General features: G+C 69.0%; 17 protein-coding genes. 12 read left to right on the top strand and 5 right to left on the bottom strand.

The genetic code is table 11. The features are described 5' to 3' along the window. The first annotated feature begins 82 nt into the window (after positions 1–82). The 7 genes from DXZ73_RS21270 (at position 83) to DXZ73_RS21240 (ending at position 8,980) form a co-directional block, all read left to right on the top strand. Positions 83–946 (top strand): DUF6227 family protein, encoded by an 864-nt coding sequence (locus tag DXZ73_RS21270; RefSeq protein WP_240351431.1) that lies wholly within the window; start codon positions 83–85, stop codon positions 944–946. Positions 947–1,161: 215 nt separating this feature from the next. Continuing rightward, positions 1,162–1,365: a cold-shock protein gene (locus DXZ73_RS21265; protein ID WP_116212685.1), complete on the top strand. Its 204-nt coding sequence runs from the start codon at positions 1,162–1,164 to the stop codon at positions 1,363–1,365. A 242-nt stretch (positions 1,366–1,607) separates the two neighbouring features. Continuing rightward, positions 1,608–3,221, top strand: a complete 1,614-nt coding sequence (locus DXZ73_RS21260; protein WP_116212684.1) for a DEAD/DEAH box helicase — start codon at positions 1,608–1,610, stop codon at positions 3,219–3,221. A 261-nt stretch (positions 3,222–3,482) separates the two neighbouring features. Beyond that, positions 3,483–4,703: a PP2C family protein-serine/threonine phosphatase gene (locus tag DXZ73_RS21255; protein ID WP_116212683.1), complete on the top strand. Its 1,221-nt coding sequence runs from the start codon at positions 3,483–3,485 to the stop codon at positions 4,701–4,703. A gap of 390 nt (positions 4,704–5,093) precedes the next feature. Then, the gene (locus DXZ73_RS21250) at positions 5,094–6,347 is read left to right on the top strand and encodes a M23 family metallopeptidase (RefSeq protein WP_338059132.1); all 1,254 of its coding nucleotides are present in this window, start codon (positions 5,094–5,096) and stop codon (positions 6,345–6,347) included. A 259-nt stretch (positions 6,348–6,606) separates the two neighbouring features. Then, complete coding sequence (locus DXZ73_RS21245; RefSeq protein ID WP_240351764.1) at positions 6,607–7,998, top strand: MFS transporter; 1,392 nt, start codon at positions 6,607–6,609, stop codon at positions 7,996–7,998. A gap of 37 nt (positions 7,999–8,035) precedes the next feature. Further along, entirely contained in the window at positions 8,036–8,980 is a 945-nt protein-coding gene (locus DXZ73_RS21240; RefSeq protein ID WP_116212681.1) for an aldo/keto reductase, read from the top strand. A 40-nt stretch (positions 8,981–9,020) separates the two neighbouring features. Here the strand turns inward: DXZ73_RS21240 and DXZ73_RS21235 are convergent, their stop codons facing one another. After that, positions 9,021–9,320 (bottom strand): hypothetical protein, encoded by a 300-nt coding sequence (locus DXZ73_RS21235; RefSeq protein WP_116215751.1) that lies wholly within the window; start codon positions 9,318–9,320, stop codon positions 9,021–9,023. Between the two features lie 83 nt (positions 9,321–9,403). Continuing rightward, a complete protein-coding gene (locus tag DXZ73_RS21230) occupies positions 9,404–9,874 on the bottom strand; it encodes an ATP-binding protein (protein WP_162890272.1) in 471 nt (156 codons plus the stop codon). 267 nt (positions 9,875–10,141) lie between these two features. On the opposite strand from DXZ73_RS21230, the gene DXZ73_RS21225 reads away from it, so the two are divergent. The 5 genes from DXZ73_RS21225 to DXZ73_RS21205 all read left to right on the top strand — a co-directional run bounded on the left by DXZ73_RS21225 (position 10,142) and on the right by DXZ73_RS21205 (position 14,305). Beyond that, positions 10,142–10,993, top strand: coding sequence for a helix-turn-helix domain-containing protein (locus tag DXZ73_RS21225; RefSeq protein WP_116212679.1), 852 nt, complete (start codon positions 10,142–10,144; stop codon positions 10,991–10,993). Positions 10,994–11,003: 10 nt separating this feature from the next. Continuing rightward, positions 11,004–11,192, top strand: a complete 189-nt coding sequence (locus DXZ73_RS21220; protein ID WP_116212678.1) for a DUF397 domain-containing protein — start codon at positions 11,004–11,006, stop codon at positions 11,190–11,192. A 337-nt stretch (positions 11,193–11,529) separates the two neighbouring features. Beyond that, complete coding sequence (locus tag DXZ73_RS21215) at positions 11,530–11,985, top strand: very short patch repair endonuclease (protein WP_116212677.1); 456 nt, start codon at positions 11,530–11,532, stop codon at positions 11,983–11,985. Then, on the top strand, positions 11,982–12,995 hold the full coding sequence (locus DXZ73_RS21210) for a DNA cytosine methyltransferase (RefSeq protein ID WP_116212676.1): 1,014 nt from the start codon (positions 11,982–11,984) through the stop codon (positions 12,993–12,995). The genes DXZ73_RS21215 and DXZ73_RS21210 overlap by 4 nt, the downstream gene beginning before the upstream one ends. Further along, entirely contained in the window at positions 12,992–14,305 is a 1,314-nt protein-coding gene (locus DXZ73_RS21205) for a DNA cytosine methyltransferase (RefSeq protein ID WP_116212675.1), read from the top strand. Before DXZ73_RS21210 ends, DXZ73_RS21205 begins: the two co-directional genes overlap by 4 nt. Here the strand turns inward: DXZ73_RS21205 and DXZ73_RS21200 are convergent. The 3 genes from DXZ73_RS21200 to DXZ73_RS39535 are packed head-to-tail and all read right to left on the bottom strand — an operon-like array spanning position 14,274 to position 18,291. Next, the gene (locus DXZ73_RS21200; RefSeq protein WP_116212674.1) at positions 14,274–15,161 is read right to left on the bottom strand and encodes a DUF6339 family protein; all 888 of its coding nucleotides are present in this window, start codon (positions 15,159–15,161) and stop codon (positions 14,274–14,276) included. The genes DXZ73_RS21205 and DXZ73_RS21200 overlap by 32 nt on opposite strands. After that, positions 15,158–16,150, bottom strand: coding sequence for a hypothetical protein (locus tag DXZ73_RS21195; protein ID WP_162890271.1), 993 nt, complete (start codon positions 16,148–16,150; stop codon positions 15,158–15,160). Before DXZ73_RS21195 ends, DXZ73_RS21200 begins: the two co-directional genes overlap by 4 nt. Continuing rightward, positions 16,147–18,291: a transcriptional regulator gene (locus DXZ73_RS39535; RefSeq protein WP_240351763.1), complete on the bottom strand. Its 2,145-nt coding sequence runs from the start codon at positions 18,289–18,291 to the stop codon at positions 16,147–16,149. Before DXZ73_RS39535 ends, DXZ73_RS21195 begins: the two co-directional genes overlap by 4 nt. Between the last annotated feature and the right edge of the window lie 106 nt (positions 18,292–18,397).

Genomic DNA, 18,397 nt, shown 5'->3' with positions numbered 1-18,397 from the left:
GAACCCGGCCCCGATGCCGTGTTCGCGCCGCTACGGTAAGTGCGCGGGGTGGGGTGTGGCCGAGGTCGGGAGGTCGAGCGGCATGGAGAACTCGCGAGCGGGTGAGAGCGGGAGCGGAAGCAGCGGGAAGGGCACGGAGCGGGAGGACGTCAGGGGGCGCGAGGAGCACGGCCGGGGAGCGGGCGGCGAGCCGACCCCCGCCGAGCACGTGGAGCGGCTGCTGGACCGGGCGCAGAACGGCTTCGAGATCGACGAGGCCGTGTTCACCCGCCTGCGGACCGCCCTGATGCACCAGGCCGAGCTCCGCTCGTACCGCCAGCGCAACGACGAGGCGCGGCCGCTGCGGTGCAACACCTACCGGCACATCTTCCTGCTCGCCGACGGCAGCAGCCTGCTGCTGTACGAGCTGGAGCACGACACCGGGCCCGACGAGCGGTTCCTCTACGAGCTCTACGCCCACGAGGACGCCCTCGACCAGGCCGAGCGCCGGGTGCACGAGCGGATCGGCGGCGGCATCGGCCCCGGCAACGAGGCCGAGGAGCTGCCGGCCTGGCTGGCGGAGGAGCTGCTGCTCGCCATGGGCCCGACCCAGCCCCGCCGGGAGTACGTCTCCGACGCCTCGCCCGACCACGCCCGGCGGCTGCTGCGCCGTGCGGAGAACGAGGACGGGCCCGGCGAGGTCGTGCGCGAGCTCCTCCAGGAGGCGCTCGGCCACCACATCGCGCTGATCACCAAGCCGCGCCGCCGGGGCACCGGCAGGGACGCGACCTGGTGCCGCTTCTACGAGCACGCGTTCCTGCTGGAGGGCGGCGGCGAGCTGAGCCTGTGGGAGCTGGAGCACAACATGACGGCGGACGGCAGGCTCGTCTGTGAGGTCTACCTCGACGAGGCGGAGGCCGAGGTGGCCGCGGACCGGCACGCCCGCGCCCAGGGCGTGGAGCTGTAGCCGGGGCGGTCGGGCCGCCGGGGTCGGGCCGGCAGACGGCGGGCGGGAAAGACGGGGGTTACGGGGGGCCGCCCCCGTGTGCTATGGTCTTTTGAAGTTGCAGTTGTGGTACCCATGAACTCGTGTGCGCCTGACGGTTATGTAGCCGAAGGCGCATTTTTGTTTTTGCCGGTCTATTCCGGTGTGGGGCCCATCCCATTCACAAGGAGATAGACATGGCTACTGGCACCGTGAAGTGGTTCAACTCGGAAAAGGGCTTCGGCTTCATCGAGCAGGACGGCGGCGGCCCGGACGTCTTCGCCCACTACTCGAACATCGCCTCCTCCGGCTTCCGTGAGCTGCTCGAGGGCCAGAAGGTTTCCTTCGACGTCACGCAGGGCCAGAAGGGCCTGCAGGCCGAGAACATCGTCGCCGCCTGACGATCACATGCCCCGCCCGGTCCGGGTGACGGGACTTCCGGCCCTCGCGCCGTGAGTCCGACGTCCTCGCCGGGCACCGCATGAAGCACCACGTAATGGGGCCCGCACCACTGGGTGCGGGCCCCATTGCTGCCCCCGCACCAGCGCGCCCAGGCTTTTTCCGCCACCCGTCCGTCCCGGACGGTCCCGCGAAGCGAAGTCTCCCTTCCGGGCGTGCCACCCCATTGAGGGAAGGTCCCCGTATGACTCGCTCCGCCCGCTCTTTCTCTTCCTCCTCCGACGGCGGCTCCTCCGCCCGTCCGCCGCGCCAGCGCGGTGGCGGCGGTCAGTCCGCCCGCGGTGGCCAGGCGCCCCGCCGCCGTCCCGCGGCTCCCCTCCAGGGGGAGTTCGAGACGCCGGTCGCCACCACCCCGGCCCTGCCGCCGGTGGCCTCCTTCGCCGACCTGGACATGCCGAACGGCCTGCTCGCCACGCTGACCCGCGAAGGCGTCACCGAGCCGTTCCCGATCCAGGCCGCGACCCTCCCCAACTCGCTCAGCGGCCGTGACGTCCTCGGCCGCGGCCGTACGGGCTCGGGCAAGACGCTGGCCTTCGGGCTCGCGCTGCTCGCCCGCACGGCGGGCCGGCGCGCCGAGCCGGGCCGCCCGCTCGCGCTCGTGCTCGTCCCCACCCGCGAGCTGGCGCAGCAGGTCACCGACTCGCTCAGCCCGTACGCCACCGCGGTCAACCTGCGGATCGCCACGGTCGTCGGCGGCATGTCCATCGGCCGGCAGGCGCAGAGCCTCGCGCGTGGCGCCGAGGTGCTGGTCGCGACCCCCGGCCGGCTCGCCGACCTCATCCAGCGCGGTGACTGCAAGCTCGGCGACGTGCGGATCACGGTCCTGGACGAGGCCGACCAGATGGCCGACATGGGCTTCCTGCCGCAGGTCACCAAGCTGCTCGACCAGGTCGACCCGGACGGCCAGCGCATGCTGTTCTCCGCGACCCTCGACCGCAACGTCGACCGCCTCGTGCGCCGCTTCCTCTCCGACCCGGTGACGCACTCCGTCGACGCCTCGGTCGGCGCGGTCTCCACGATGGAGCACCACCTGCTCTTCGTGACCGACGCGGACAAGAAGGAAGCCGTCACCCGGATCGCCGCCCGCGAAGGCCGCGTGATCATGTTCGTCGACACCAAGCGCGGCGCCGACCGCCTGGTGAAGAAGCTGCTCTCCGAGGGCGTGCGCGCGGGCGCGCTGCACGGTGGCAAGAGCCAGCCGCAGCGCAACCGCACGCTGGAGCTGTTCCGTACGGACCAGGTCACCGCGCTGGTCGCCACGAACGTCGCCGCCCGCGGCATCCACATCGACGGCCTCGACCTCGTCGTGAACATCGACCCGCCGATGGACCACAAGGACTACCTGCACCGCGGCGGCCGCACGGCGCGCGCGGGCGAGTCCGGCACGGTCGTCACCCTCGTCCTGCCCGAGCAGCGGCGCGAGATGACCCGCATGATGGTCACGGCGAAGATCACCCCCAACGTCATCAAGACGCACCCCCGCGACCCCGAGCTGGAGCGGATCACCGGTGCGCGTGAGCCCAGCGGCGTCGCGGTGGTCATAGCGCCCCCGGCCGCCGCCCAGCAGCCGCAGCAGGGCACGAAGAAGCCGTCGCGCTCGCGCGGCTCGGGCGCCGGCGGCCGCGGCCGTACGCGTACGGAGCCCAGCGCGGGCAACGGTGGCGGCGGCTACCGCGGCTTCGGCAGTGGCACCGGCCAGGGCCAGGGCGGCGGCGCCCGCCGCTCCGGCGGCACCCGCCCGGGCAACGCGGTTCGCCGGGGCGGCGGTGGCGGTACTCGGCGCGCGCCGAAGGCCTGACCCGAACCGGGGCTTCGCCCCGGACCCCGAAGCACGCTTCGCGCGCTGTCCTCAAACTCCCCCAGCTACCGCTGGGAGGTGCCCCCACGGGCTGGTTTTCCAGCCCGTCCGGCGATTGAGGACCGGGTCCGGGCGGAGCCCGGTTTCGGGAAGGGGCGGGTAGGGGAAAAACCCCCGCCCTCACTTGGCCCACCCCGTTCGCCCCCACGCGTCCCACCCGCGACCCTGGACACAACGCGAACGGCCGGTCAGGAGAACGCCGTGGGTCAGCGAGACGGGCCGGAACACGGGGCGAAACCCCTGACGTGGCGAGCCGCCCGCACCCTCCCCTACGCCCTCATCGCCGGCGGAGTCCTCTTCGACATCGGCACGCCCCCCGCCTACACCTGCGCGCCCTTCGTCAACGCCGCCCCCCTCGTCGCGGCGCCCCTCCACTCCCTGCGCCGGACCGCCGCCATCGCCCTGGCCGCCGTCGCCGCCTCGATGAGCCTCACGCTCTACGAGCGGGCCGACGACGCCGGGCAGGCCATGAGCGAGATCGTCACCGTCGTCGTGGTCTCCCTCCTCGCCCTCGGCATCAACCGCATCGCCCGCCGCAGCGACCGCCGGCTCGCCTCCGCCCGGGACATCGCGGAGACCGCCCAGCGGGCCGTCCTCCCGAGCCCGGCCGCCCGCATCGGCGGCCTGCGGGTCGCGGCGCGCTATGTGGCGGCGGAGGCGGACGCCCGGATCGGCGGCGACCTCTACGCGGTCCAGGACACCCCGTACGGCGTGCGCGTCATCGTCGGCGACGTGCGCGGCAAGGGCCTGGAGGCGGTGGAGGCGGTCGCGGTGGTCATCGGCGCGTTCCGGGAGGCGGCCGAGCAGGAGCGCACGCTGGACGCGCTCGCCGCACGGCTGGAGCGCGCGTTGCGCAGGGAGGGCGCGCGGCGCGCGAACCTGGATCAGTTCGAGGGCTTCACCACCGCCGTGCTCGCGGAGATGTCGGCCGCCGCGCCCGTACTGCGCCTGGTGAACCGCGGCCACCCCGCGCCCCTCCTGCTCCACCCCGACGGCCGCACGAGCGAGGCGGAGCCCGCCGTACCCGCGCTGCCGCTGGGGATGGGCGACCTGGGGGCGTGGCCGGACAGTGTCGAGGAGGTGGAGTTTCCCGCCGGGTCGACCCTGCTCCTTTTCACTGACGGGGTGACAGAGGCCAGGGACGCGCGCGGTGTGTTCTACGACCCGAGGGCGCGCCTGACGGGCCGGCAGTTCAAGAGCCCCGACGCGCTGCTGGACACGCTGGTCGCCGATGTCACCCGGCACTCGGGCGGCCGGACCGCGGACGACATGGCCCTGCTCGCGATCCGGCGCGGTGACGGCCGACCCCACAACGGCGGGGTGTCCGACACGGTCACGGCGGCACGGACGGCTGTCCGTACGGCCGTTGACCGGCGCGTCGAGAGACGCGCGGCACTGAAATGCCGTCCGCACACGCAGTAGTGGATCTTGATCGTTCCGCATTCCGTCGGAATAAAGACCACATTAAGAGGTCGGGTGTCTTGCCAAGTCCTGACCAAGGAGCCGGTCGATTCAGCCTTTCGGCTTGGAAACTGCGTGGTCTGTCTATTAACGTTCGATAACGACGTGCGGTCCTCATCACCGCCGCAAGAGGCGGCGCCGTGCGCCTTCGCCGAATCCCGCGGGCACAGCAAGACCTGATACACCAGCAGCATCTGGGAACCGGGGAACCACCCATCCTGGGGTGAATCGGGCCGCACCCGGCTCGTAGGAGACCTTCCTGCTCCGAACCCTCCCCCAGAGCCTGAACGGCATGGGGGTACCCCCACCGCTAACCCGGTAGGCGAGAAGGAAGGAAAGGAGTTCGCCCCCGTGGCGTCCAACGAGCCTGCCCTCGACCCCACCCTGCATGGGTCGTACGAGTCCTACGCGCCCGAACTTCCGATCGTGCCCGCGTATATGACCGCGCATATGCCGATGTCCGCGGCCGAGGCCGACGCGGGGCCGGCGGCCATGCGGGTGAATGAGCCTTCGATTGCCCCCGCCCCGGGCTTCGCGGCCGAGCCTTACCCGGCCGTGGCTTACCCGGCCAGGTCTTATTCGGCAGTGCCCGAGCCCGCCGCCGAGGAGCCCGAGCCCCACGCCGCCGCCCCGGCCCGTGGCGGTAGCGGTGGCCGCCACCGCGTCGCCAAGCAGCGCGGCGGCACGATGGCCCGCAGTGGCGCCGTTCTCGGCGTCGGCGTCATCGCGGCGGTCGGCGCGGGCGGCATGGCGAGCGCCCAGGACCGCCCGGCGGCGCCGATATCGGTGCCCGACCTGGCGGGAGTGGGTTCCCTCCTCGGAGGTGGCCAAGGGCACGAGGAGAACGCCGTGGCCGCCGCCCCCGGTGCCGATCAGCCGCTGACCCAGGCGGGCCTGAGCACCGAGGAAGCCGCCCAGGGCACCGCGAACGCGGGCGAGGCCCTGCGCGCCCGCATACTGCAGCAGGCCGAGCACCAGCAGAACGCCGCCGACGACGAGGCGCGCGAGTCCGCGCAGCACGAGGCGGCGCAGGCGGCGGCGAAGAAGGCGTCGGAGGCGGCCGAGGCGGAAAAGGCGAAGGCGGCCGAGGCCGAGAAGGCGAAGGCGAAGGCGGCGAAGGCGAAGGCCGAGGCCCGCCCCGCGGCCGAGGAGGACACCTCCGCGAACCCCGCCGACACCGGTCCCCGCACACCCGTCGCGCACAGCCCGGGCGCGTACACCCTGCCCGTCGGCTCCTACACCCTGACCGCCGGCTTCGGCCAGGCGGGCAACATGTGGTCCGCGAACCACACCGGCGAGGACTTCGCGGCCCCGACCGGTACGCCGGTCAAGGCGATCGGCAACGGCACGATCACCCATGCCGGGTGGGCGGGCGCGTACGGCTACCGCATCGTGCTGAAGCTGGACGACGGCACGGAGGTGTGGTTCTGCCACCTGTCGTCGATGGTGGTCACCTCGGGCAAGGTGTCCGCGGGCGACGTGATCGGCCGGGTCGGCGCGACCGGCAACGTCACGGGCCCCCACCTCCACCTGGAGATCCGCCCGGACGGCGGAGCCCCGATCGACCCCCTCCCGTGGCTGAGGGAACGGGGCCTGCAGCCGTAACGAATGGACGGGCTGGGTGCGCAAATGAATGGCTGGGGCCCACGTCCCGGGCGCTCAAAATCCAGCCCGTCCGGCGTTTGAGGACCGGGGTCCGGGGCGGAGCCCCGGGACGGCGACCAAACGAAGCACCGTATGCATACCCGCCACAAACATACGCATACCCGCCACAAACAAGGGCACTCGGGAGGCCGTGACCTCCGCGATCACCACCTCCGTACCGGCCCGCCTGGACCGCCTCCCCTGGTCCCGCTGGCACTGGATGGTGGTGATCGGTCTCGGCACCGTCTGGATCCTGGACGGCCTGGAGGTCACCGTCGTCGGCAATATCGCCGGCCGCCTCTCCGAGCGGGGCAGCGGCCTGTCGGTCACCTCGGGCGAGATCACCGGCCTGGCCGCGGCCCTCTATGTGGCGGGGGCGTGTTCCGGCGCGCTTTTCTTCGGCCGCCTCACCGACCTCTTCGGCCGCAAGAAGCTGTTCATCGTCACCCTCGCCGTCTATCTGGCCGCGACGGCACTGACCGCGCTGTCGTTCTCCTCCTGGTGGTTCTTCGCCTTCCGCTTCCTGACGGGATTCGGCATCGGAGGGGAGTACGCGGCGATCAATTCCGCCATCGACGAGCTGATCCCCGCGGCCTACCGGGGCCGGGTCGACCTCATCATCAACGGCAGTTTCTGGATCGGCGCGGTCGGCGGTTCCCTGCTGTCGATCCTGATGCTCGACACGAGCATCTTCCCGATCGACGTGGGGTGGCGGCTGACCTTCGGCCTGGGGGTGGTCCTGGGCCTGGTCATCCTGCTCGTACGGCGGCACGTGCCGGAGAGTCCGCGCTGGCTTTTCATCCACGGCAGGGGAGCCGAGGCCGAAGAGCTGGTGACCTCGATCGAGGAACGCATCACGGCGGAGAAGGGGCGCGAGCTGCCGCCCGCCGAGGGCGAGATGGTCATTCACCAGCGGTCCGCCATCACGTTCCGGGAAATCGCCCGCACGGTGTTCGGCGAGTACCGCCGGCGCGCCGTGCTCGGCCTCGCCCTCTTCGTCGGCCAGGCGTTTCTCTACAACGCGATCACCTTCGGCTTCGGCGCCATTCTCACCACCTTCTTCGGCGTCTCCACCTCCCGTACCGGCTATTTCTTCGCGGTCATCGCGGCGGGCAACTTCTTCGGCCCGCTCCTGCTCGGCCGGTTCTTCGACACCGTCGGCCGGCGCGTCATGATCTCCTCGACCTATCTGCTGTCCGGCCTGCTCCTCTTCGGCACGGCCTGGCTCTTCGGCGCCGGGCGGCTGACCGCCGACACCCTCACCGCCTGCTGGGCCGTCGTCCTCTTCTTCGCCTCGGCGGGCGCGAGCAGCGCGTACCTCACCGTGTCCGAGGTGTTTCCAATGGAAACGCGCGCCATGGCAATCGCCTTCTTCTACGCGCTGGGCACGGCGGCCGGCGGCATCACCGGCCCGCTGGTCTTCTCCGACCTGACGAGCAGCGGCGTCGTCGGCGACACGGCCCTCGCCTTTCGGATCGGCGCGTCACTGATGTGCGCCGCCGGACTGGTCGCGGCCTTCCTCGCCGTACCCGCGGAGGGCCGCTCCCTCGAATCGATCGCGGCCCCGCTGTCCACCCGGCGACCGGATCCGCTCCCGGTGACGGCGAAATAGCGGAATACCGTGCCCTATAAGGACGTTGGAGAGACGCATGACTGACATCCGCAAGAAGATCGGCAACCTTTCCGTCCATCCGCTCGCCCTGGGCGGCAATGTGTTCGGATGGACGGCCGACGAGGCGGAATCCTTCGCCGTGCTCGACGCCTACGCGGCGGCCGGCGGCAATTTCGTCGACACCGCCGACGTCTACTCCGTCTGGGCGCCCGGCAACAAGGGCGGCGAATCGGAGACGGTGATCGGCAATTGGTTCGCCTCCCGCGGCAACCGCGCCGACATCGTCCTGGCCACCAAGGTCGGCGGGGGCGTCCCCGAACCGCGCGGCCTGTCCGCGGCCGTCATCAAGTCCGGCGTCGAGGATTCCCTGCGCCGCCTGCGCACCGATTACATCGACCTCTACTACACGCACTACGACGACCCGTCCGTGCCGGTGGAGGAATTCATCACCGCGCTCGACGCGCTGGTGAAGGAGGGCAAGGTCCGCGAGATCGCGGCCTCCAACATCTCGGCCGAGCGGCTCACGGAGGCCCTGGCCTTCTCCGATTCCTCGGGCCTCGCGAAGTACGCCGCGATCCAGCCGCACTACAACCTGGTCTCCCGCGACACGTACGAGGGCCCGCTCGCCGACGTGGCGGCGCGGCACGGCCTGGCCGCCGTCCCGTACTGGGCCCTGGCCTCCGGCTTCCTCACCGGCAAGTACCGTCCGGGAACCACGGTGGACAGCGCCCGCGCCGGGTCCGCCGGCAAGTACCTGGAGTCCGAGCGCGGCCCCCGGGTCCTCGCCGCCCTCGACGAGGTCGCCGCGGCCCACGACGCCGAGCTCGCCACGGTCGCCCTGGCCTGGCTCGCCTCCCGCCCCACGGTCGCCGCCCCGCTGGCGAGCGCCCGCACGGTCGAGCAGCTCCCGGCGCTGCTGGCGGTGGCGGACCTGAAGCTCACGGACGCGGAGCTGGCGAAGCTGACGGAGGCGTCGGCGTAGAAGAGGACGGGGGTGGGCTTCGATCGCCCACCCCCGGGTCTCAGGCCCGGCTCTCCACGACCCAGGAGGCCAGCGCGACCCCACCCGCCACGGCGAACACGGACGGCCACGCGCCGACCTTCTTCGCCAGCGGGTGCGACCCGGCGAACGCGGCGACGTACAGCCCCGTCAACGCGGCGGCCTTCCCGGCCCCCGCCTTCTCCGCCCACTGCCGCGCCGCGACGGTCCCGGCGGCGACGAGCGCCACCCCGCCGAGCGGCCGCTTCTTCGTCCACCGCGCCACGCCGTACCCGCCGACGAGCCCACCAGCAGCCACGACGGATGTCGGAATCCCAGCCATCAGCACAACCTTCCGCATCAACAGACCCTTGCCTTCCGAGGCTACGCCGGGCCGTACGGGGGCTTCCGCCGGGCTGTACGTACTCACGGCTTCGGGCCCGTGTCCGCGAGCGGCTCGAACCACACGCACTTCCCGACGACGTTCAGCTCGTCCCACACGAGCGTCACCCCGGACGCGACGGAAAGATTCCGAACGAGCGCGAGCCCCCGCCCGTCCTCCTGCCCGGCCCGAGCGGCCCGCCGCCGCGGCCGCCGCGCGTGATCCCCGTCGAGCACGGAAACGACGACATGCCCCCCGCGCACGGCGACCTCCACGGAGAGGGTGCGCACCCGGGCGTGCTGCACGACGTTGGTGACGAGGTCAGACACACAGACGAGCGCGTTCTCGACCAGACCCGGCCGATCGCTTGCCTCAAGCGCGGCGGCGACGAACTCCCGGGCGACGCGAGCGGTGGTGGGGGCGGCGGGTGCGGTGAGGTGGTACGTGTCGGTGAGCTCGCTGTCGTCCTCGTCGGCGCTGGTGGCGTGCGGGCTGCTGAGCATGGCGGTACGCATGACGTGGTCTCCCGGTGGGGTCGTGGACCTCCGCGCGCTTGCGCCTGCCGTCCGTGGCCCGGCTGCTTGTCCGCCAACCATCAACCGTCAACTGGCATGAAAACAGCTGCACTTCGGGTCTTCCCGGCGGTGCGGCGCGGTGTTGATGAGGACGTTAGGGCACATGCATGTGCCTCGCCAAGCGTGGGCCAAAGCCTGCGCGCTCGGCTGTGGACCCGTGAGACTTGGCGCGGGAGAATTGATGTGCCAGTCACGAGAGGGAAGTTGATGCCACCCCGGAGCAGTCCAACGGCGAGACAGGCGCGGCTCGGTACGGAACTGCGCAAGCTACGCGAAGCCTCCGGCCTGCCCGCACGCGCTGCCGGAGAGTTGCTCGGCGGAAACCAAGCACAGATCAGCCACATCGAATCCGGACGCTGGGGCGTCAGTGCCGAGCGAGTCCGCCGCCTCGCCACCTTCTACTCCGCGACCGACACGAAATTGGTGGATGCCCTCTGTGCCATGGCTGATGAGCGCGGCAAGGGGTGGTGGGAAAGCTATCGGGGCGTCCTGCCGGCCGGGTTTCTGAATATCGCGGAACTTGAGCACTACGCGAGGTACCTCCGAGCCTTCCAGACCCTGACCGTCCCTGGGATCTTCCAGACCGAGGAGTACGCGCGGACCATCTTCGGCAGCAGCATCCCCGTCCTACCCGCCGGTGAGCTCGACGCCAGGATCGAGCATCGCCTCAGGCGCAAGGTGATCTTCGAACGCCCAGCTCCGCCGCACTTCGAGGCGATCATCCACGAAGCCGCGCTCCACGTTCTCTACGGAGGCCGGAAGGTGGCCCGTGATCAACTGCGGTACTTGCTCGAAGTCTCGGAGTGGCCCACGGTTGTGGTGCGAGTGATCGCCTTCGCCAGCGAGGAGTTCATCGGCTCTGCCCAGACCATGCTCTACGCGGGCGGGGTTGTCCCGCAGCTCGACACCGTTCAACTGGACTCCGTCTACGGCTCCGTGTTCCTGGACACGGATGCTCAACTTGCCGATTACCGGGCCACGTATGACGCGCTCGAGCGAGTAACGCTAGAGGTCGGCGAATCACGAGATGTCATCAACCGAATCGCGAAGGAATTGTGAGCGACCCCCGATGAGCACATTCATAGCCTGGCAGAAGTCCTCGTTCTCTGAATCGCAGGGAAGCTGTGTGGAGATTGCCCGGCACGAGGGCGGCATCGTCGTGCGTGAGAGCGACGATCCCGATGTCGTCATGAGGATCACCCACGTCAGACTTCGGGCGCTGATCGCGAGCGTCAAGTCGGGTGGGCTCATCACCTGACCTGATGAATGTCTCGACGTGTCGCCCCTCACTTCCCCAGGTGAGGGGCTTTTTGGCATATGCCGTCTCATGGATGGGCCGGTCCATGCTTGCGCCCTCTACGGGTGGGCGCTACCTTCGCTGTGCGTCGCCAGCCGCTGTCCCCCGGGTAGGTGCCTACCTGCCTGCCGACGGGGTAGATGATCCTGGCCGTGCGATCAGGACGTTCGCCCTGGACGCGCCCACCTTCGCAGGTGGTGAGACGAGGACTTGCTCCTGTTTCTGCATCCGCGCATCCACTCTGCGTGACTCCATGGCCATGGACCCAAACGGCGTCGGGAAATAGGAGACTGGGATCATGCGTGCTGCATCCCCCTCCAGCCCTGACGTCTCGGCCCGGATGAGCCGGCAGACCAACCGGGACACCGGCGCCGAACGAGCGGTGCGGCAGCTTCTCCACGCCTCCGGATACCGCTACCGGATCCACTATCCGGTGCCGGGCATGCGCCGACGGAAGATCGACATCGCGTTCACGCGCGCCAGGTTGGCCGTTCTCATCGACGGCTGCTTCTGGCACGGCTGCCCGGAGCACGCCACCAGCCCCAAGGCGAACGCAGAATGGTGGCGACAGAAGCTCGATCGCAACATCGAGCGGGACCAGGAGACGAACGCACAACTGCTGTCCGAGGGCTGGACGGTCCTGCGCTTCTGGGAACACGAGTCACCGGACGCCGTCATGCGTCAGGTGGTCGCGGCTGTCGAGCGGGAGAAGGCGAGCAGGAGGAAACGACTTACGAAGGGCGGGGGCAGATGAGCGAACTACGATTTGTCGACGTGTGTGCGGGGGCGGGGGGACTGGCCTTGGGACTGGAACACGCCGGCTTCGACCCCGTACTGCTCCTGGACAAGAAGCCTGTGGCTTGTGACACACTGCGCACGAACCGTCCGGCGTGGCAGGTTCTGGAAACGGATCTGCTGGAATTCGCCCCTTCGCGGCACCGAGAGATCTACGACGTCGATCTGCTGTCGGCCGGGCTACCTCGTGTGAAGTCCAGTGCGACCGTCGCGCGGACCGAGACCGAGGCCGAGCTGCGCCTGCTGGAGGCGACCGTCTACCTGGCGCATGCAGTCCAGCCCCGAGCTCTGATCATCGAGAACGTACCGGAGCTGGTGGGTGCGCCCGACTTCGAGCCGATACGTGACCTCATCCGGAAGGAGCTGGATCACCTCGGCTACCGGTTTCGATGGTTCGTCTTGAACGCAGCCGACTTCGGCGTGCCACAGGATCGGAAGCAAGGGATACTCGTCGCGCTCAGGAAGCAGTACTTCGACGCCTTCCGTCCACCGGAGCCGGCGGTGCGCGAGCATCGGTCCGTCGGTCGGGCTCTGCGCCGGTCCATGGCCGTGGGCGGTTGGCGGGACGCCGACCGGTGGGCAGCCCAGGCGCTCAGCGTGGCACCGACCTTGGTGGGCGGGTCGGACAGGCGGGGAGGCGCGGATCTCGGACCGACAGGGACCAAGAAGGCTTGGGCCCGGATGGGGGTCGATGGAGGCACTGTGGCCGACAACGTTCCCGGTCCGGACTTCGCCTGGGCCCCTGAGACGGGACGCCACGGGATGGTCAAGATCACGACGGACCAGGCCGCGCTCCTGCAGGGCTTCCCTTCCGATTGGAGATTCGCCGGGAAGAAGACGGCTCGCTATCGCCAGATCGGGCACGCCTCACCGCCGCCGGTGGGCAGAGCGCTCGGGCTGGCGATCCGAGCCGCACTCGAGGCGCCCAAGTCCGCACCCTCCGTCGCCGGCTACACTTCAACCCCATGAACAGCCCAGAAACACAAGATCGCCATCTCGACGGTGTCCGCATCTTGGACCTCTTCGCAGGTCCTGGCGGACTCGATGTGGCCGCGCATTTCCTGGGCTTCAAGAGCATCGGGATCGAGTTGGATCGGAACGCGTGCGAGACGCGCTACGCGGCGGGACTGCCGACGATTCACGCCGATGTGCGCGTCATGCGCGAGACCCGCTTCGACGAGATCCCGAAATCGGTCGATGTCCTTGCCGGGGGGCCGCCCTGCCAATCCTTCTCTGTCGCGGGGAACGGCGCGGGGCGGCGAGCATTGGACTTGGTGGAGGAGTTCATCCACCGCCTCGTGGGCGAGGAAGACGAAGCCGAGATCGACAAGGATCTGCACGCCCTGGACCCACGCGCCGCTTTGGTCCTGGAGCCCCTCCGCTGGCTTCTCAAGGCGATCGAGACAGAGGACCGTGACCCGTACCAGGTGATCGTTCTGGAACAGGTGCCTGCGGTCCTGCCTCTCTGGGAGGTCTACGCCAAGCTTCTGCGCAGCGGCGAAGGACGGCTGAAAGGCGTCAAGTATGAAGCGGAATGCTGGGAGTTGAAGACTGAGCAGTTCGGGGTTCCGCAGACGCGCACACGCGCCGTACTCGTCGCCCGGCGCCCGGGACATGGGGCCATCGAACCGCTTGAAGCGACTCATATGCCCTTCGACCTGCATCGGGGGAAACGGAACGCTGCTCAGGCGGAGATGCTCCCGACTGATTCCGCGACTCCCGGGGCCAAGCAGCGTTGGCTCTCCATGGCGGAGGCCCTGGACGCGGCCAGCGAGCTGAAGGACTCTCGCGTGGACGTGGCCCGGTTCCGGGCGGAGGGCAGGACGAAGTTCTTCGTCGTCTCGAACTACGGCTCCGGGGGCAACCCGAAGAACCGAGGGCAGCGCCTGTCTTCCGAGCCCGCCTTCACTGTCACCGGAAAGGTTTCCCGGAACAAGGTGTACAAGAGCATCGCGGACTACGAAGTTGAGAAGTACGACCGATTCAAGATCTGTGAGTCCGGGGTGCTCCAGACCTTTCCGCACAACTTCCCCTGGTCGGGAAACGACCAGGCGCAGCAAGTGGGCAACGCGGTACCACCCCGGCTCGGCATGCACGTACTCAGCACGGCACTGCGCGGGAACACCCCCTCGGACGATGAGTTGACGGCCGCGACCACTTGGCCGACTGTCCCCGAGATCACCACAGACGAACTGCGCGTCATCGGCTGCGGGGATCAGAGCCAGTGCCCTAAGGACTCACATAAAGTCACTCGTTCTCGTCGGAAGTCCGCCCCCTGACCGACGCGTCCGCGAACAGCTCCTCGAAGTGGGCGATCAGTCTTCGAACTGCCCCCTCCGGGACACGCTCCTGCTCCGGGCCCTCGGGAAGGTTGTTCCTGGGGGACGGGAGGGCTGATTCGGCCCCCGCGACCCATTCACGCAGAGGCTCCCCGTCACGCTCCACGTCCGGGGCGATGTCGTCGTACATCAGCGTTGCCGCAGCCGCGTTGACCGCGGAGGCCAGCGCATTGACCTCGCGACCGGTGCGCACAGTCCCTCTTTCCATGAGTCCGACGAGGGCTTGAGCGGTTGGACGATGGTCGACTATGTCCAGCCGCAGGGCGGAGTTGAGCATGTCCTGGTTCCCGCAGGCCACGACGACGGGTTGGTAATCCGAGCCGTCACGGAACAGCTCGGCCGCCCACCAGAGTCGGGCGAACGTTTGCTTGTAGTGCGCGCCGACGAACTTGTCCCGGGCCACGCGTCTGCGCGAACCGTCCGCTTTCGGCTCGGACAGGTGCCGCCAGACGACGTAGTCCGGTGCCACGCCGAGGGCCATATACGTCCAGAGCTGCTTCTCGGCCGCTTCCCTGCGCGTCAACCGAAGGGTCTCGTGCAGACGCGGCGCCAACCATGCATCCGCTGCCGTGGGGCGCTCGTCCCGGAATTTGGTCATGGCGTCGTCGATCAGATCTCGCACTCGGTGCAGTCGCAGTCGAGCATCGTCGCCGGGCAGCGCCTCGGCAACCTTGTTCAGCGCGATGGAAGGGACGTCCTCGCGTCCCTCGAGCAGTCCTGTGGAGATGTACTCGGCAGCCTGCACATCGGAGATCAGAGCAAGCCGTTCCGGCAGGTGCTCGGGGCGGGAAGTCACGCGTGGGTCTCCTGGTTGAGTCGTTCGATGTCGCGGACAGTGCCGGCCAACGCTTTGGGGACCTCGGCACGACGGGCGGCGGCGTACTGGATGCGCGGTTGAAGATCTGTCCAACCCCCTTCGCCGGTGCGTCGGATGTGCACCTCGCGGAGAGCGTCCTCCACCGACCGCCCGGGAACGATGTCCGGGAGCATCTCGCGGAGCACCGCACCTCGCCAGTCGGGCGGGAAGAGCGGAGTCCCGTCATCCTCGATCTCCAGGTCGCCGATAGCGGTGTGGAAGACCGCGGTCCATACATCGGCACACATCTGGGCCAGCAGCATCTCGCCCACCACGCTCTCCACCTTCGAGCCATGGCCTTCCACAAGCTCTACGAGGCCCTCGAAATCCGAGTTCAGGCGGACGATGGGCATCCGCCCCGCGGTGTCCACGATCCAGGGTGCGTCCCGAAAACTCCGGAGCCACTCCGCACCGCGGGCGAAACTGACCGTGCTGACGTCGAGTTGGCGCTCTCTGAGCGGGGCCTCGGCCGTCATGTCGATCAACCATTCCTGGTCGGTGGAGGCGATGATGCGACCCGCTATCCCCCCGACTGTGGCCACCACATGCACGGCGAGGGTGGCGCGGTCCAGGTGGTCGTCCCGGTCGAATTCGATCTCCCCGATCCAATCCCTGCCGCCCTCCACGTCAGGTTCCAACCGGGCGACAGTGCGTGCGTTGGTGGCCCCCTCCGTCAGAACGGCGACAACTGCGACGTCGGACCAGTGGCCCTTCGTCTCGATCTCACGAGCCGGCACGGTCGCCGTCAGGGCGAGCCGTGCAGTCTGCCAGTCGTCGCGCTCGGCCCTACCGAGTGCCACGACCTGCTCGACAACCGAGTATCCCTTGGTGTCCAACTGCTCACGGGTGCCACCGGGCCCGCGCAGCCGCACAGCCGTGACTCGCGCCGTCACCGAGCCGGTCAGTCGGGGGTACGGGTAGGCCCTCATGCGACACCTCCCTTGCTTTCCTGGAGTTCGACAACAAGACCCGTCAATGCGGCCCGCACCGGATGCGTGGACACATCGGTGACGCCTCGAAATACGGCACGGCGGGTCCCCGGCGTGAAACGCAGCACGCCGTCAGTCAGTTCACAGTTGCTGACAGCGACGAGCTCGGCCCACTTGACCACTGGCCGAGGGCCGGAACGAACCTCCAGCTTGGCGACGGGGCTCATGCGCCAGGGCTCTCCTGCAGGCGGCACCTTGACCTCGGCCGTGATCTGCCATGCACCGGTTGAGTCGATCATGGCTTCGAGATCGTCCAGTTTCGGAGGCCCCACCGTTCCTCTGACCTTCGCGGCAGACTTGCCCGAGATCTTGAGACGGTTGCTCACCTTGCTCGCGCCGCTGGGCTTCTTCTCCTTGGGGATCGCCACAAGCTTGTGCACGGCTTTGTTCGTCTCCGACGTCAACGCCGCAATCCGCCGATGGGCCGACGGCGAATAGCGCATTCTCAACTCCTCGGTCTGGCCCCACTTGTTGTGCTCCGGAGGCTCGGAGGATCGTAGAAACTCCTCGGCCTCAGCCGCGAACGGCGCGCCGTCGCCCGCTGCCCGGCCCACGAGCAGGACCGCTTGGAACGGGTTGGTCCCCACAGGGAGGCCGGGCACCCAGCTGGTCTTGACCGTCATGCGATTGCCGCGCATCGCGGTCACCTGGTTGATCCTGCCATCGGCGTCCGTGGCCTCGGTGACGAGGAGAACCGCCTGGTGTTCGCCGGCTGTTCCGTCAAGACCGTCCCTCTCGGGAATCTTCAACGGCACGGTGCTGATCGCTACTTGGCCTGCCTCGGTGATCCGGTCCACCGTGGTGCCGCTCAAGAAGGCCTGAAGGGCACGTGAGCGCGCAGGCTGGTGCACTTGTGGCTCGACCCGCTCCTCCTCAAGGTGCTCCACGCCATTGCGCAACGTCCGCACCGATGCCTCCAGCAGGGGCTCGCGGCCGCCGCCCGCGGTCATCGCGGCCCAGAAGTTGCGACCGAGGGCACGGACCAACCTCTGGTGCATGAGCTCCAGACTGTCCTCATCGTCGCCCAGGTCCCCTTCTTCCCCCTGCCCGGCCTCGGCGAGGCTGGCAACGTCGTGTGCTCCGACGATCAGGAAGGAAGTGCCGGGATCATCGCCCTCGCGGGTGAGATACAGGCTCTCGACCGTCTCCTCGTCAGCCCACCAGGAGCGTGCGACCTCTGCATTGTCCGCCTCGGTATCCGGTCGGCCCAGCCAAGCGGGGCCGGCGAATCTCCTGCCGTCGACCTCCCGCCAGGGAAGATCGAGCCGTCCGATCAGCCGTCGCCGGGTGCGCCCCTCGTGGGGTTCGGAGAGGGTGGAGTTCATGAGGACGAGCCCCAGACGGCTGGTCGCCCAAAGCGTGGCCTTTCCGAGGCCGTATGAACCGCCGGCCGCCACATCCGACTTGCGACTTTCGAGTTGGCGCCGCACCACTGCAGCGAATCGACCGTCCTCGTAGTCGTCGCCGGTCAGCCCGTTGGCGTTGTAGTCGTCGACGCGAAGAAGGACCAGCCGATCCCGCTCGAGCATCTCTCGCAGACCGGCACTGATGACGCGTCCGACCTTCTGGTCCTGCGCGGCGGCCGCCTGGTAGTGCGGGTGGAGGTCATGCCAACGGATCGCCGTACGGAACCGGGCCAGCGCGTCGCCGGTCAGTTCGTGCAGGGTGTAGCGAACCCTGACCGGGCGGGCGTTGCTTTTGTTGCGCTCGTCCAGACTGTTCTGGGTCGCCTCACGGGCCAGGACCTCCAAGTCGGCCTCGAAGGCGAAGGCCGCCGCGTTGCCGAACTCCCGACCACCATCGTCGTGTCCGGGGCGGTGGTACCACACGACTGACGTCTCCACGGGTTCGACCTGTCGTGCCGGACCAACCGCGGAGACCTGCCCGGTTTCTTCCTCGACTCCAAGTACCTCCTGCACCCTGACCAAAAGGTCCGGGTGAGGCACCGAACGGCCGTCGAGCCAGGCATCGACGAGCGCTCGCGTCGCTCCCAGGCTGTGTGCCAGCTCGACTGCATCCACCCCGTTTCCTTGCAACCGCTCGGCCAACCACCGACCGAACTCGGTCTCCCTTGAGGCCACCGTTCCCTCTTTCTCTTCGGAACTGCTCTCTGTCTCCGGTGTGCCGGCGCTGTCGTTCGACAGAGACAGGCCGGCCTCCGTTTCCTCCCGCCCCTCCGGGCCTCTG

This window comes from Streptoverticillium olivoreticuli subsp. olivoreticuli, assembly GCF_003391135.1.
GTDB lineage: Bacteria > Actinomycetota > Actinomycetes > Streptomycetales > Streptomycetaceae > Streptomyces > Streptomyces blastmyceticus.
This window is presented reverse-complemented; position numbering and strand designations above follow the sequence as displayed.

What these genes read in the sequence shown, in the direction of transcription:
- DXZ73_RS21270 (WP_240351431.1), top strand. Translation starts at nt 83, where the DNA reads ATGGAGAACTCGCGAGCGGGTGAGAGCGGGAGCGGAAGCAGCGGGAAG.
- DXZ73_RS21265 (WP_116212685.1), top strand. Translation starts at nt 1,162, where the DNA reads ATGGCTACTGGCACCGTGAAGTGGTTCAACTCGGAAAAGGGCTTCGGC.
- DXZ73_RS21260 (WP_116212684.1), top strand. Translation starts at nt 1,608, where the DNA reads ATGACTCGCTCCGCCCGCTCTTTCTCTTCCTCCTCCGACGGCGGCTCC.
- DXZ73_RS21245 (WP_240351764.1), top strand. Translation starts at nt 6,607, where the DNA reads ATGGTGGTGATCGGTCTCGGCACCGTCTGGATCCTGGACGGCCTGGAG.
- DXZ73_RS21240 (WP_116212681.1), top strand. Translation starts at nt 8,036, where the DNA reads ATGACTGACATCCGCAAGAAGATCGGCAACCTTTCCGTCCATCCGCTC.
- DXZ73_RS21235 (WP_116215751.1), bottom strand. Translation starts at nt 9,320, where the DNA reads ATGGCTGGGATTCCGACATCCGTCGTGGCTGCTGGTGGGCTCGTCGGC.
- DXZ73_RS21230 (WP_162890272.1), bottom strand. Translation starts at nt 9,874, where the DNA reads ATGCGTACCGCCATGCTCAGCAGCCCGCACGCCACCAGCGCCGACGAG.
- DXZ73_RS21225 (WP_116212679.1), top strand. Translation starts at nt 10,142, where the DNA reads ATGCCACCCCGGAGCAGTCCAACGGCGAGACAGGCGCGGCTCGGTACG.
- DXZ73_RS21220 (WP_116212678.1), top strand. Translation starts at nt 11,004, where the DNA reads ATGAGCACATTCATAGCCTGGCAGAAGTCCTCGTTCTCTGAATCGCAG.
- DXZ73_RS21215 (WP_116212677.1), top strand. Translation starts at nt 11,530, where the DNA reads ATGCGTGCTGCATCCCCCTCCAGCCCTGACGTCTCGGCCCGGATGAGC.
- DXZ73_RS21210 (WP_116212676.1), top strand. Translation starts at nt 11,982, where the DNA reads ATGAGCGAACTACGATTTGTCGACGTGTGTGCGGGGGCGGGGGGACTG.
- DXZ73_RS21205 (WP_116212675.1), top strand. Translation starts at nt 12,992, where the DNA reads ATGAACAGCCCAGAAACACAAGATCGCCATCTCGACGGTGTCCGCATC.
- DXZ73_RS21195 (WP_162890271.1), bottom strand. Translation starts at nt 16,150, where the DNA reads ATGAGGGCCTACCCGTACCCCCGACTGACCGGCTCGGTGACGGCGCGA.